Here is a 13,195-nt window from a genome sequence, read left to right as displayed (position 1 = left end):
ATAGCCTTAATTGGACTGAAGGGGGGCGCCATGGATTCCCTGGACCGGTGCGAACCGGCCGGCCGGGCCTGGATCGCCGAGGCGATCCGCAAGGTCGAGGCGGACAGCAACCGGAGCGCGGACACGCACCTGCACGTCTTCCCGCTGCCCCGGGAGTGGGGGATCGACCTCTACCTGAAGGACGAGTCGGTCCACCCGACCGGCTCGCTCAAACACCGGCTTGCCCGCTCCCTCTTCCTCTATGCGCTCTCCAGCGGATGGATCACCGAGGGCACCACGGTCATCGAGGCCTCCAGCGGCTCGACCGCGGTGAGCGAGGCCTACTTCGCCCGGCTGCTGGGGCTGCCGTTCGTCGCGGTCATGCCCAGGACCACCAGCCCCGAGAAGATCGCGCTGATCGAGTTCCAGGGCGGGCGCTGCCACTTCGTGGACGACGGGTCGCAGATCTACGCCGAGGCGGCCCGGCTGGCCGAGCACACCGGCGGCCACTACCTGGACCAGTTCACCTACGCCGAACGCGCCACCGACTGGCGGGCCAACAACAACATCGCCGCCTCGATCTTCGACCAGCTCTCGCTGGAGCCGCACCCCGAGCCGTCCTGGATCGTGGTCAGCGCGGGCACCGGGGGCACCGCCGCGACCATCGGCCGGTACGTGCGCTACCGCAGGCACCAGACGCGGCTGGCGGTCGTCGACCCCGAGGGCTCGGCGTTCTACGACTCCTGGGCGAGCGGCGACACGACGCTGACGGCCCCCGGCTCCCGGATCGAGGGCATCGGACGCCCCCGCGTGGAGCCCTCCTTCCTGCCCTCCGTCATCGACCGCATGTACCGGGTGCCCGACGCGGCCTCGATCGCCTGCATGCGGTGGACGTCCGAGGTGACCGGCCGCAGCGTCGGCGCCTCCACCGGGACCAACGTCTGGGGCGCCCTGCAGGTCATCGAGGAGATGCGGGAACGCGGCGAGAAGGGCAGCGTCGTCACGCTGATCTGCGACGGCGGGGAGCGCTACGCCCACACCTACCTCTGCGACGACTGGGTGGCGGAACAGGGCATGGACCCGGCACCCCACCTGGCCGAGCTGCGGGCCATGCTGGAATAGGCCGCGTCAAAACTTCCGCCCCCGGAACGCCCAAGACCGGCGTCCGGCCGCGTGGCGCGCCGCCGCGGGGGTAGACCCGAGCCCGTCCGCGCCCGTCCACCGCGGTGCCCGGACACCGGGAGGGGGCGGCGTGCTCGCGCTGGGTGTGGTGCTGTTCTTCCTGCTGCTCATGGTCTCGATCGCGCTCCACGAGCTGGGGCACCTGCTGCTGGCCAAGCGGTTCGGGGTGCGCTGCCCGCAGTACATGGTCGGGTTCGGGCCGACGATCAGGTCGTGGCGGCGCGGGGAGACCGAGTACGGGTTCAAGTGGATCCCCTTCGGCGGTTACGTGCGGATGATCGGCATGCTGCCGCCGCGCCCCGAGGACCCCGAGGGGAGGCTCCGGCGCTCCTCGACGGGCAGGTTCGGGCAGCTGATCGACTCGGCGCGCAAGGAGGCGCTGGAGGAGGTCGGACCCGAGGACGGCGACCGCGTCTTCTACGCCAAGAAGTGGTGGCAGAAGGCGCTGATCTCCCTCGCGGGCCCGCTGATGAACCTCTTCCTGGCGCTCGTGCTGCTGGGCGCCGCGCTCATGGGCTTCGGCTCCAAGGAGCCGACCATGACGGTCGCGACGGTCGCGAAGTGCGTCGTCCCCGCCGCCCAGGCGGCCCGGGAGTGCGGCCCGGGCGACCCGCCGACGCCCGCCGCGCGGGCAGGGCTGCGGCCCGGCGACGAGATCGTCTCCTTCGACGGCGTGCCGGTAACCCGGTACGAGAGGTTCCAGCGGCTGGTGCGCGACTCCGCGGGTCGTCAGGTACCGCTGGAGGTCCGCCGTGACGGACGGGAGCTCGTGCTCACCCCCACCCTGATCGCCAGCCGGGTGTCCGCGCTGGACGGGCGTTCCGGGACGGTCACCGCGGGTTTCCTGGGCATCACCCCCGTCCAGGAGTACGTCCGGCAGGGTCCGCTCGACGTGCTGGCGCTCATGGGCGACATGACGACCGGCACGCTGGCGGCGTTCGCGACCCTGCCGGGGAAGATGGCGGGGATCTGGGACGCTTCCTTCCGCGGCGCGGAACGGGAGCTCGACAGCCCTGTCGGCGTCGTCGGGGCGAGCCGGATCGGCGGCGAGGTGATGGCCGCCGACGCCGAGGCCGTCGACAAGATCGTCCTGTTCCTGCTGGTGCTGGGCTCGCTGAACTTCGGCCTCGCCGCCTTCAACCTGATCCCGCTGCTGCCCCTGGACGGCGGAAACATCGCGGGCTCCCTGTGGGAGGGCCTCAAACGCGCCTTCGCCCGGCTGGCGGGCAGGCCCGCCCCCGGCCCCGTGGACGTGGCCAAGGCGCTGCCGCTCACCTACGTGGTGGGGGTGTTGCTGCTGGCCATGGGCCTGCTCATCGCCTACGCGGACCTGGTCAACCCGATCCGGCTGCGCGGCTGAGACCGGATCAGGGCCCGAACCCGGCGAGGGCGCGCACGGTGTCGATGGTGTCGGCCTCCTCGGCGCTCTTGTCGGGGCGGTGGCGCAGCACCCGGGCGAACCTCAGCGCCAGGCCCCCGGGGTAGCGCGGGCTGCGCTGCAGGCCGTCGAAGGCGACCTCCACCACCTGGACGGGCCGGACGGTGACCGTCCAGCCGTCGTCGTCGGTCTTCAGTTCGGTGAAACGCTCGGTCTGCCACTGCAGCATGCGGTCGGTCAGGCCCTTGAACGTCTTGCCGAGCATGATGAACCCGCCGGTGCGCGGGTCGCGGGCGCCGAGGTGGAGGTTGGACAGCCACCCGCTGCGGCGTCCGCTGCCGCGCTCGACGGCCAGGACCACCAGGTCGAGGGTGTGGCGGGGCTTGACCTTGATCCAGCCGGCGCCCCTGCGGCCCGCCGTGTAGGGGGAGTCCAGGGACTTCAGCAGCACTCCCTCGTGGCCGCGGGCGAGCGCGTCGGCGAAGAACGCCTCGGCCTCGCCGAGCGCGGAGGTGACGATCCTGGGCATGCGCAGCGGCTCGGGCAGGGCCCGCGCCAGCGCCTCGTGCCGGACGGCGCCCGGCTCGTCCAGGAGGTCCGCGCCGTCGAGGTGCAGGGCGTCGAAGGCGAACAGCGACAGGCCGCCCCCGCCGGAGCGGGTGGCCGCGCGGGCGGAGGTGGTCTGGAAGGGGTGCGGCCGCCCGTCCTCGCGCAGCGCGATCAGCTCGCCGTCCAGGATCGCCGACCGCAGGCCCAGGCCGCGGACCGTCTCGACCACCTCGGGCACCCGGTAGGTGATCTCCTCCAGGGTGCGGGTGAAGACCCGGACCTCCGGGCCCTCCACGTGCAACTGGGCGCGGATGCCGTCCATCTTCCACTCGACGGCCATCTCGCCTTTCAGCGCCTCCTCCAGGGAGGGGGCGGAGACCGCGAGCATCGGCCGGACCGGCCGCCCGACCCGCGGCGTGAACCGGGAGAGCGCCTCGGCCCCGCCCGACAACGCGGCGACGGCGACGGCGGAGAGCGAGCCGCAGAGCATGGCGGCCCTCCGGACGGCGGCGAGCGGCACCCCGGCGGCCTTGGCGACCGCCTCGGCCATCACCCCTTCGAGCGCGCCCTGGCGGAGGTCTCCGGCGAGCAGACGAACGAGGAACCGCTGCTCGGGCTCGGTCGCCTCGGCCAGCAGGGCGCGCAGCAGGCGTCGTTTCCCGGCCGTCGAGCCGGGCCCGGAGACCGCGCCGATCTCACTGAGGGCGGCGTCCACCCGGCCGACGGTGAGGGAGGGGGAGGGGGCAGGGGGAGGCCGGTCACCGAGGGCGGCGGGGCCGACGCCGATCTGGCGTTGCGGCAGTTCACCGGCGAGGTAGTGCACCACCAGGGGGGCCTCGCCGGGCCCGGCGTCGCGCAGGCAGGCGGCGATGAGCGCGGTCTTCTCCCTCCGCGCGGAGGAGGCGGCCACGGATCGCCAGGCGGCGGCGAGATCGGCGAGCAACACACTTTCATCATCGTTCGAGGTACTGACAAACCACCGTCAGGGTCCGTACTTTCGAGGCGTGCGAGCTGATTTCGACCGGGTCTATTCGCCTCCGGAACCGCCGGAGCCGAGCCGCTGGCGGCCGCGTGGCTGGCAGGTGGCGCTCGTCTCCTTCCTGCTGGCGGCGGGGGCCGTGTTCTTCGCGGTTCCGCTGTTCTTCGACGGCTCCCCGCGGGAGGGCGCGATGCCGACCCTGACCTCGGAGCGGGAGGACCCGGCGTCCGGCCCCGCGGAGCCGGACCCCGGGCCGAGCGAGGGGAGCACGGCCGAGCCGAGTGAGACGGCCGCGCCGGAGCCGTCCGCGTCCTCTCCAACGGCGGACTCCGGCGGGGGGCTGCTGACGGAGCTGCCGAAGAAGGTGTGCGAGAGCGTCCCGAAGGCGGTCTTCCTCAAATGGGTGCCCGGGGGAGAGGCGGAGGAGTACGGCGGCTCCCGCGCCGGTTCGTGCGGGTACAGCGGAGGCGGCGGAGACGATTTCCGTTATCTGAGGCTGGAGACGCGGTTGGGGGAGACGACCGGCGATATGGATCCGATCAGTATCGCCAAATGGTCGTTCAATAAGGACTACGAACAGCAGAAAGAAGACAAGATCACAAAAACGCTGCTTCTCGAAAGGGTTCCGGGGCTTGGCGAGGAGGCGTTTAGGCGGGTGTACTCCGATGTCGGGGAACCGCGTATGACGACGGCCCGCGTCGAGGTGCGGGTACGGAATGTGATCATCACCGTCAGTTACAGCAGGACCTATGACGAGAAACCCCAGGAAGAGCAGAGCGCGTGCCTCGAAGGGGCGCGGAAAGTGGCCGAGGAGGCGCTGCGCTCCTACTCCTGACGAGGTCGACCCGGTCGCGGTTACTTATTGGTAGAAAATCAATCGGCCCGATTGGTCGGTTTTGTGGGTAGTATTGAGCCTTACCCCCCGTGATATTGCCGGGCAATCGCCATGTTATGGGTGTTGACCACGCAATGCATGGGTTTGGTTACGCAAGATACTGGTTAGTACGTGATGACCAGTACGTACGAGGAGGCGAAGGGCATGGCCGTCAATGAGGCCGGGGTGTCCTGGGCTTAGGCGCAGGGGGCGACAGGTGAATTCGGCGGCGGCCGGTGATTTCTCGCCGGCCGCCGCCGTTTTGGAGCCGGGAATGTTCAGGCCGGCTCCATCCGGTAGATCTGGCCGTTCAGGCTGAGCACGTAGAGTTCGCCGGAGCCGTCCTGGCCGAACGCCGACACGTTGCTGAGGCCCTCCAGCAGCGTGCGGTGGTCGCGGGCCTTTCCCCCGACCTGCCCGAAGGACTTCACCCAGCCCGCGCAGAAGTCGGCGTAGACGTAGTTCCCCTTCAGCCCCGTCAGCCTTTCGCCCCGGTACACGTAACCGCCGATGACCGAGCACTCGTTGTTCTGGTGAAGCTTGTACTCGTGAATGGGGACGACCCCGGCCCGCTGCCCGGAACGGAACTCGTGGCTGCCCTCGCGCAGCGGCCAGCCGTAGTTCTCCCCGCCCCGGGACGAGGCCGGCTGGAAGTCGACCTCCTCCCAGTCGTCCTGGCCGACGTCGCCGATCCACAGGTCGCCGGTCTCCCGGTCGAAGGAGAACCGCCACGGGTTGCGCAGCCCGTACGCCCAGATCTCGGGCCTCGCCCCGGCCCTGCCGGCGAACGGGTTGTCCGCGGGGACCTTGTAGGGCTCGCCGCCGCGCGGGTCGATCCGCAGGATCTTGCCCAGCAGACTGCCCAGGTTCTGCCCGTTGTCGTCGGGATCGCCCGCTCCGCCCCCGTCCCCGAGGCTGATGTACAGGTGGCCGTCGGGGCCGAAGGCCAGCTGGCCGCCGTTGTGGTTGCTCCGCGGATGCGGCTGCTCCAGCAGCACCCTCCGGCCCGCCGCGCGCACCGAGCCGTCGCCCTGCACGGGGTACTCCACGACGGTGATGGTGCCGTTCTCGGCCGTGTAGTCGAGGTAGACGTACTTGCCGTCGGGGGAGAAGGCGATGCCGAGCAGGCCCCGCTCGCCTCCGCTGCCGACCATCGAGGTGAGGTCCAGGACGGGCTCGGGGGCGAGCTTCCCGTCGCGGATCGTGCGGACCCGCCCGGGCTGCTCGATGACGTACAGGGCCGGGTCGCCCTTGCGGACGGCCATCCCGGTGGGCTGCTCGACCTCGGCCAGCTCGGCGAGCCTCACCTTGCCGGGCCCGGCCTGCCGGGGGCTCGTGGAGACCTCGGACGAGGGGCTCTCGGTCACACGTTCTTCCCCGGAGCAGGCGGCGAGCAGGACGCCCGCCGCCGCCACCGAGACGAACCAGAAGGATCTGTGCATACTCCGATCATCGGCGCTCAGCCGGGTGCGCCCGCCAGTGCCCCGCCGAAATCGGTCTCGTCATTCTCCGAATCAGGGACGATCTGGACGGCGTCGCCGTCCTTCAACGGGCGGACGATCAGCGAGCCGGAGGGCTCCTGACGGTCGTCGGGGACCCCGATCAGCAGCGCGCCGGTGGTGAACGCGACGGACCAGCCGAAGTGCTCGTAGGCTCCCGGGTCGCCCGGAACGTTGGGATCGGCGTTGAGCACGTCGATGAGCAGGGCCTTGTCGGGCCGGGTGAGCGGCACCAGATGGACCCAGCCGGTCTCCGTGTTGCTCCCCGTGCCGGGGCCGTCGTGGGGCACCCCGACCGCGAGGTGGACGCCGTCCCCCGTCACGTCGTTCCCGGCCAGCGCGAGGGCCCAGCCGTAGCGGTCGCCGGCCTCGATGTAGGGCTTCTTGTCGCGGTTCTGCTCGATGACCCGCGGGGACTTCAGCCTGTCGCCGGTGGAGGTGAGCAGGACGACCCTGCCGGCGCGCTCCTTGCCGTCGACGGTCTGCCCGGGGACGCCGACGGCCACATACGAGGTGCCCCCCTCCTGGAGGTGGGCCAGGCTCCAGCCGATGTTCCCGCCCGGGGTGGGCGCGCCGATCCCCAGATTGTCGTAGTGCCAGTGCTCGCCCTTGGACACGCGGCCGGTGAACACGTCCTCGATCACGCTGAAGGAGCCGGCGTCGGTGCTCTGCCCCGCGACGTCCTCGCCGGGCTCGCTGACGATCAGGTCGTGCCGGTCGGCGTCGCCCCGGATCCGGCCGAGGGCCACCGCCCAGCCGAACAGGTCGCCTGCCTCCGCGATGCCCTCGGCTCGCTCGTCGTCCTGGTCGATGACGCTCTGCCGGGCGATCCCGGTCTGCGCGTCGAGGGCGAACAGGTGCACCGCGCCCGCGGACGGCCTGCCCTTGACCTCCTCGTAGGGCGCGCCGACCGCGATGGTGGCGCCGTCCGGGCCGGTTCCGGCCGCGGTGGCCACCGACCAGCCGAAGGTGCGGGTGGCGCGCGAGGGCTTGAGCACCGCCCCCGGGGTGAGGCCCTTGGGCGAGCCGAGGAACAACTGGACGCGGCCCGTGCCCCCGTCCGCCCAGGGGGAGCCGACGACCAGGTCGAGGCATCCGTCGGCGTTGAGGTGCCCGGTCGTGATCGAGTAGCCGAAGCCCGCGCCCGTCTGGGCCTCGTGGGCCAGGGGGACGAGCTCGCCCCGGCCCGGCTTGTCTCCGCCGTAGAGGACGGTCACCTGGCCCGCGGCGACGGCGTCCCCGATGGTGGCCTTGGCGTCGCCGATCGCGAAGTCGTCACGCCCGTCCCCGTTGAAGTCGGCCCGTGCGGCCTGCCCGCAGGAGGCCGCGCCCGCCGGGCTCGCCGGGATCAGGAACGCGGCGGCCAGCAGCGCGCAGCCGCCCAGGGCCCCCGCTCCGGTCAGCTTCCACTTCTTCACAGCTTCACCTCGATGCCCGGGGAGCCGTCGGCCCCGTAAAGCTTCACGGAGACCGGGTCGGCCCCCTTGGGGACGGCGAACAGCAGCTCACCGGCGATCTGGCCGCCCGGCGGCACCGAGGGCGCGTTGTTGAGGAAGCCCCCGCTGATCTCCGTCGTGTCGACCGTGCCCTTCTCGGTCACCAGCACCTGGCTCTTGCGGAACACCCGCTGGGTGTCGTCCTGGAACGACGGATTGCGTATGGTCAGCGGCACCAGGCACAGTTCGGTGTCCTTCGCGGCGGTCGCGCCCTGGTAGGACTCGCCGCCGCAGCGGGGCACGCCGACGGTGAACTCCGCGCCCGCGTCGGTGACGCCGCGGCCCACATCGGTCTCGTCGTCGAGGTCGATCTTCTTGAAACCGGCCTTGTCCAGGGGGTTGGTGATCTTCGGGGGGGCGAAGCCGAGGTCCTTGTCCCCGCCGAGGTCGTCGAGGTCGAACAGGAAGACCAGGGCGGTCGCGACCAGCAGCGTGCCCAGCACCCCCGACAGCGCGACGACCGTGCGGGGGCCCTTCCGGTTCTCGGCCAGGGCGGGCGGCTTCGTCTGCTGGGCTTCCGGATACGGGACCACCGGCGGACCGGGCCGGAACAGGTCCGGCCGCATCTGCTCCTGGAGGCCCGGACCGCCGGACGGGTGGGTCACCGGGGCGGGGCCGGGCGGAGGGGCCTGCCAGTTCTGCTCCACCACCCGGGTGGCCTGGTCGTCCAGGCTCTGGGGGGATCCGCCGGTCAGCGCCAGCAGGAGCTGCTGGGCGGTGGGCCGCTGGAGCGGGTCCTTGTTCAGGGCGGCGCGGACCAGCCCGAGCAGCGGCTCGGGCACCCCGTCGAGCTCCGGCTCACCGTGCAGCATCCGGGAGGCCATCGCGATCGGCTCTCCGCCGCCGAACGGGTGCCGTCCGCGGGCCGCGAAGGCGACGAGGCAGCCCCAGGTGTAGATGTCCACGGCGGTGGTGGTCCGATCGGCCATGAGCTGTTCCGGCGCGATCCAGCCGGGGCTGCCGATGAGCTGGTTGGTGCGGGTGATGCCGGTGCCGGAGTCCTGGGCCCTGGCGATGCCGAAGTCGATGACCCGGGGGCCGGAGACCGACAGGATCACGTTGGAGGGCTTGAGGTCGCGGTGCACCAGCCCCGCCCCGTGGATGGCGTTCAGCGCCATGGCGACGCCGACCGCGAAGCCCTGCAGGGTGCCCGCCGACAGCGGGCCGCGCTCCAGCACCTGGGCGAGCAGCGTGGGGCCCTCGATGTACTCGGTGACGAGGTACGGCTGCCCCTCGTGCGTCCCGTGGTCGAGCACCGCCGCGGTGCAGAACGAGGCGACGCGCTCGGCCGAGGCGACCTCCCGCTCGAAGCGGGCCCGGAATCCCGGGTCCACGCCCAGCTCGTCGCGGATCATCTTGACCGCCACGGGCGCACCGCCGGGGCCGCGGCCCAGGTAGACGGCGCCCATCCCGCCCGCGCCGAGCTTACCGATGATCGTGTACGCGCCCACGGAGCGCGGGTCGGAGGCCGCAAGCGGCTGCGTCCCGCCCGGCGGCTGATCGTTGTGCAACCCGGACTCCCAGAGATAAGTCCCCGATGCGCCGACCTTCGGCATCACGTTATCTCGTATTTTGATGGCCATGGGTGATCCGGAGTTCGGAAACAGTGTCAGGTGGGGGCGCATCGATTCCGCGGAGGCCGCGGCGCTGGAGCTGCTGGACGGGACGGAGCTGGCCCGGCGGGAGCGCTACCTGAGGGAGGACGACCGCAGGCGGTTCACCCTGGGAGTGAACCTCACCAAGGGGGAGGTGGCGCGGCGGACGGGGCTGCCGCCGGAGCGCGTCGTCCTGGACCGCACCTGCCCGGACTGCGGGGCTCCGCACGGGCGGCCGCTCTACCCGGGCCTTCATCTGTCGGTCAGCCACTCGGGCGCGCTGGTGGGGGTGGCCGTCGCCGAGGTCCCGGTCGGGCTGGACGTGGAGGAGCGGGGACGGCCGATGGACGAGCTGGACTCCCATGTGCGTTCGGCGGGGGAGCCGCCCGGCGACCTGCACGTCTACTGGACGCGCAAGGAGGCGCTGCTCAAGGCGACGGGGGACGGCCTGCGGGTGCCCATGACCGACCTGACCGTCTCGGGGGCCGACGAGCCCGCCGCGCTGCTGGACTGGCGCGGCAGGCCGGATCTCGCGGGCCGGGTGAGGCTCCGTGACCTGGAGCCCGACCCGGCCTACGCCGCGGCGATCGCGTTGATCCTGCCCTGAGGGCCGGTCGGACGGTCAGAACGGGGCGGGGGCGCGGGCGATGAGCCGGCCCAGCGAAGGCGACACCCGGGACACCAGGTGGGACAGGTGCCCCTCGAAGTTGATGGAGACCACCGCCTCGTTGCGCTCGATCGCCTTGACGATGCGGGCGGCGACCTTCTCCGGCGGGTAGCGGCGCAGCCGGAGCCCGACCTCGCTCCACCTCTTGATCCTGGCAGCCTTCTCCTCGGAGAGGCCAGAGGCCATCCGGGTGTTCTTCGCGATGTTCGTGCCGCTGAAGCCGGGGCAGATGCAGCTCACCCCGATGCCGTCCCGGGCCAGGTCGGCGCGCATGCACTCGCTGAGCATCCGCACCGCCGCCTTGGTGGTGCAGTAGGAGGGCAGGGAGCGGACCGGCTGGTAGGAGGCGGCCGAGGCGATGTTGACGATGTGCCCGGTGCGCCGGGCCTTGGGCAGGGACCGGTTGCGTTCGGCCATCTGCCGGCCGAAGATCCGGGAGCCGTTGACCACGCCCGTCAGGTTCACCCCGATGATCGCGTCCCAGTCCTCGGCGGTGGTCTCCAGGAACGGGCCCATCACCGCGATGCCCGCGTTGTTGACCACCAGGTCGGGCACGCCGTGGGCCTCGGCGACCGCCGCGGCGAACTCCTCCATGGCGGCGGTGTCGGCCACGTCCACCCGGTAGGCGGACCCGCCTCCGCCCAGCGCCTTGGCCCGGACGGCGGTCCGCTCGGCGCCTTCGAGGTCGATGTCCGCGGCGATGACGTTCATCCCGCGTTCGGCCAGGGCCAGCGACGTCACCAGGCCGAAGCCGCTCGCGGCCCCGGTCACCACCGCGGTCCTGTTCCGGAAGTCCTTCACGCCCGTGCCTCCTCGATGACGGTGTGGGTCAGGAGCCGGAAATGTCATTTTCCGGGTTGATTGTTCCGCTGAGTCCGCTCCAGCAGAGGTCCAGGGTGTACCGGGTCGCCTCTTCGGGGGTGATCTCGGGGCGGCGGGTGCACCACAACGAGATGCGCTCGCACGCGCCGATGATGATCTCGGTGTAGGCCTCGACCTGGACGGGGTCGAGGTGCGGGGCTTGAGAGGCCAGGACCGGGGCGATGAGGCCGTGCTGCTGGCGGCGCACGTCCTCGATCGCCTCGATGGTGGCGTCGGGCAGCGCCATGGGCTCGTGCATGAGCAGGGCGAACGACCGGCTGTGGTCGCGGGTGAAGGAGTAGTAGGCGACCAGGCCGCGGTACAGGACGTCGAGCGGGTCGCGGCCCAAGGCCATCGCCTCGCTGGTGACATGGTGCAGTTCGGCCCTGGCTCGGGCCAGGATGGCCAGGATGGCCAGCAGCAGCCCGTCCTTGGAGCCGAAGTGCTCGTACAGCATCGGCTTGGAGACGCCGCAGCGCTCGGCGATCTCCTCCATGGAGGTGGCGCGGTAGCCCTGCTCGGCGAAGACCTCCTCGGCCACCTCGAGCATCTGGCTCTCCCGCTCGGCGCGGGACATGCGCTTGCGGCGGACGGGGGCCTTGGTGTTCGGCGTCACAGGACCGTACTCTACCATCGGTAACTTACCCGGGGTAACTTACTCGCGGTAACATACGGCGGAGCCAATAAGAGGAGAGCGGGTTCATGAGCCAGATCGTCATCATCGGAGCGGGCTTCGCCGGCCTGTGCATGGGCATCCAGCTCCGCAAGGCCGGATACGACGACTTCGTGATCCTGGAGAAGGACGAGGACCTCGGCGGCACCTGGTGGGAGAACACCTACCCCGGGTGCGCCTGCGACGTGCCGTCCCCGCTGTACTCCTACTCCTTCGAACTCAACAGCAAGTGGACGCGGCTGTTCGCGCCGCAGCCGGAGATCCAGCACTACCTCGTGCACTGCGCCGAGAAGTACGGGATCATGAAGCACATCCGCTTCGGGGTGAAGGTCGAGTCCAGCGAGTACGACGAGAAGACCGAGCGCTGGGCCGTCACCACCTCCGAGGGCGTGCTGCGGCCCCGCGCCGTGGTCTCAGGAGTGGGCGCGCTGCACGTGCCGAGCTTCCCCGAGATCCCCGGCATGGAGACGTTCGAGGGCAGGGCCTTCCACTCCGCGCGGTGGGACCACTCCTACGACCTGAAGGGCAAGCGCGTCGCGGTCATCGGCACCGGCGCCTCGGCGATCCAGTTCGTGCCCGAGGTCGCCAAGGAGGCCGCCCACCTGACGGTCTTCCAGCGCACCCCCGCCTGGATCCAGTCCAAGCCCGACATCGAGATGCCCGCCGCCTACCGGCTGCCGGGCATGCCGCGGCTCGTGCGCGACTTCGTCTACTGGCTGCTGGAGGCCAGGGCCGTCGGCTTCGCGCTCGACCCCCGGCTGTCCGGGCCGCAGAAGTGGCTGGCCATGCGCAACATCAAGCGCCAGATCAAGGACCCGGAGCTGCGCGCCAAGGTCACGCCCGACTACACCATCGGCTGCAAGCGCATCCTGCTGTCCAACGACTGGTACCCGGCGCTGACCCGCGACAACGTCGACCTGGTCACCGACGGCGTCGCCGAGATCCGCCCGCACTCGGTCGTCACCTCCACCGGCGAGGAGATCGAGGTCGACGCGATCATCTACGGCACCGGCTTCCAGGTCGTGGACGCCATGGAGCACTGGAACGTCACGGGACGCGGCGGCCAGAAGATCCAGGAGGCCTGGGCGGACGGCATCGAGGCCCACCACGGCGTCACCGTGCCGGGATTCCCCAACTACTTCATCCTGGTCGGCCCCAACACCGGCCTGGGCCACAGCTCCATCGTCTTCATGATCGAGGTGCAGGTCGCGCACATCCTCAGCTGCCTGCGGCTGCTGTCGGAGAACAAGGCCACCACGATCGAGCCGAGGCCCGAGGCGATGCGCGCCTTCAACGACCGCCTCCAGAAGCGGCTGCGCAAGGCCGTGTGGAACGAGGGCGGCTGCAACTCCTGGTACCTGGACTCCCAGGGCGTCAACCGCACCCTGTGGCCCGGATTCACCTTCGAGTACTGGGCGAGCAGCCGCAAGGCGAACCCGGAGGAGTACATTCTGCGCTAGTCG

11 protein-coding genes are annotated in these 13,195 nt (G+C 71.0%); 5 read left to right on the top strand and 6 right to left on the bottom strand.

What is annotated here, in order from left to right; translation table 11 throughout:
- The first annotated feature begins 30 nt into the window (after positions 1-30).
- Both ABGB12_RS23990 and ABGB12_RS23985 read left to right on the top strand, forming a co-directional pair.
- Positions 31-1,101: a PLP-dependent cysteine synthase family protein gene (locus tag ABGB12_RS23990; protein ID WP_347681601.1), complete on the top strand. Its 1,071-nt coding sequence runs from the start codon at positions 31-33 to the stop codon at positions 1,099-1,101.
- 130 nt (positions 1,102-1,231) lie between these two features.
- Complete coding sequence (locus tag ABGB12_RS23985; protein ID WP_347681599.1) at positions 1,232-2,521, top strand: site-2 protease family protein; 1,290 nt, start codon at positions 1,232-1,234, stop codon at positions 2,519-2,521.
- Between the two features lie 7 nt (positions 2,522-2,528).
- Here ABGB12_RS23985 and ABGB12_RS23980 read toward each other — a convergent pair whose 3' ends face one another.
- Positions 2,529-4,034 (bottom strand): ATP-dependent DNA ligase, encoded by a 1,506-nt coding sequence (locus ABGB12_RS23980; RefSeq protein WP_347681597.1) that lies wholly within the window; start codon positions 4,032-4,034, stop codon positions 2,529-2,531.
- A 58-nt stretch (positions 4,035-4,092) separates the two neighbouring features.
- Between ABGB12_RS23980 and ABGB12_RS23975 the strand changes: the two genes are divergently transcribed.
- Entirely contained in the window at positions 4,093-4,902 is an 810-nt protein-coding gene (locus ABGB12_RS23975) for a hypothetical protein (protein WP_347681595.1), read from the top strand.
- Positions 4,903-5,219: 317 nt separating this feature from the next.
- Here the strand turns inward: ABGB12_RS23975 and ABGB12_RS23970 are convergent, their stop codons facing one another.
- From ABGB12_RS23970 to ABGB12_RS23960, 3 genes are read right to left on the bottom strand one after another with little or no spacing between them, the layout of a single operon-like run.
- On the bottom strand, positions 5,220-6,383 hold the full coding sequence (locus ABGB12_RS23970; RefSeq protein ID WP_347681593.1) for a PQQ-dependent sugar dehydrogenase: 1,164 nt from the start codon (positions 6,381-6,383) through the stop codon (positions 5,220-5,222).
- Positions 6,384-6,400: 17 nt separating this feature from the next.
- Complete coding sequence (locus tag ABGB12_RS23965; RefSeq protein ID WP_347681591.1) at positions 6,401-7,858, bottom strand: FG-GAP repeat protein; 1,458 nt, start codon at positions 7,856-7,858, stop codon at positions 6,401-6,403.
- Positions 7,855-9,447: a serine/threonine-protein kinase gene (locus ABGB12_RS23960; RefSeq protein WP_347681589.1), complete on the bottom strand. Its 1,593-nt coding sequence runs from the start codon at positions 9,445-9,447 to the stop codon at positions 7,855-7,857. The genes ABGB12_RS23965 and ABGB12_RS23960 overlap by 4 nt, the downstream gene beginning before the upstream one ends.
- A gap of 70 nt (positions 9,448-9,517) precedes the next feature.
- Between ABGB12_RS23960 and ABGB12_RS23955 the strand changes: the two genes are divergently transcribed.
- Positions 9,518-10,138 carry a 4'-phosphopantetheinyl transferase superfamily protein gene (locus ABGB12_RS23955; RefSeq protein ID WP_347681587.1) on the top strand — a complete coding sequence of 207 codons (621 nt, stop codon included), beginning with the start codon at positions 9,518-9,520 and terminating at the stop codon, positions 10,136-10,138.
- A gap of 15 nt (positions 10,139-10,153) precedes the next feature.
- Here ABGB12_RS23955 and ABGB12_RS23950 read toward each other — a convergent pair whose 3' ends face one another.
- Together ABGB12_RS23950 and ABGB12_RS23945 are read right to left on the bottom strand one after the other, a co-directional pair.
- Positions 10,154-10,999 (bottom strand): SDR family NAD(P)-dependent oxidoreductase, encoded by an 846-nt coding sequence (locus ABGB12_RS23950; protein WP_347681585.1) that lies wholly within the window; start codon positions 10,997-10,999, stop codon positions 10,154-10,156.
- Between the two features lie 28 nt (positions 11,000-11,027).
- A complete protein-coding gene (locus ABGB12_RS23945) occupies positions 11,028-11,675 on the bottom strand; it encodes a TetR/AcrR family transcriptional regulator (protein ID WP_347681583.1) in 648 nt (215 codons plus the stop codon).
- Positions 11,676-11,761: 86 nt separating this feature from the next.
- Here ABGB12_RS23945 and ABGB12_RS23940 point away from each other — a divergent pair, with 86 nt between their 5' ends.
- Positions 11,762-13,192, top strand: a complete 1,431-nt coding sequence (locus ABGB12_RS23940) for an NAD(P)/FAD-dependent oxidoreductase (RefSeq protein ID WP_347681581.1) — start codon at positions 11,762-11,764, stop codon at positions 13,190-13,192.
- Positions 13,193-13,195: the final 3 nt, after the last annotated feature.

Source organism: Actinocorallia sp. B10E7 (assembly GCF_039871655.1).
In the GTDB taxonomy this organism is placed as follows: Bacteria; Actinomycetota; Actinomycetes; order Streptosporangiales; family Streptosporangiaceae; genus Actinocorallia.
The sequence above is the reverse complement of the archived record's forward strand: the minus strand, read 5'-3'. Positions and strand labels throughout refer to the sequence as shown.

Excerpts from the sequence above, each read along its gene's own strand:
- ABGB12_RS23940 (WP_347681581.1), top strand. The coding sequence starts at position 11,762 with ATGAGCCAGATCGTCATCATCGGAGCGGGCTTCGCCGGCCTGTGCATG.
- ABGB12_RS23955 (WP_347681587.1), top strand. The coding sequence starts at position 9,518 with ATGGGTGATCCGGAGTTCGGAAACAGTGTCAGGTGGGGGCGCATCGAT.
- ABGB12_RS23970 (WP_347681593.1), bottom strand. The coding sequence starts at position 6,383 with ATGCACAGATCCTTCTGGTTCGTCTCGGTGGCGGCGGCGGGCGTCCTG.
- ABGB12_RS23990 (WP_347681601.1), top strand. The coding sequence starts at position 31 with ATGGATTCCCTGGACCGGTGCGAACCGGCCGGCCGGGCCTGGATCGCC.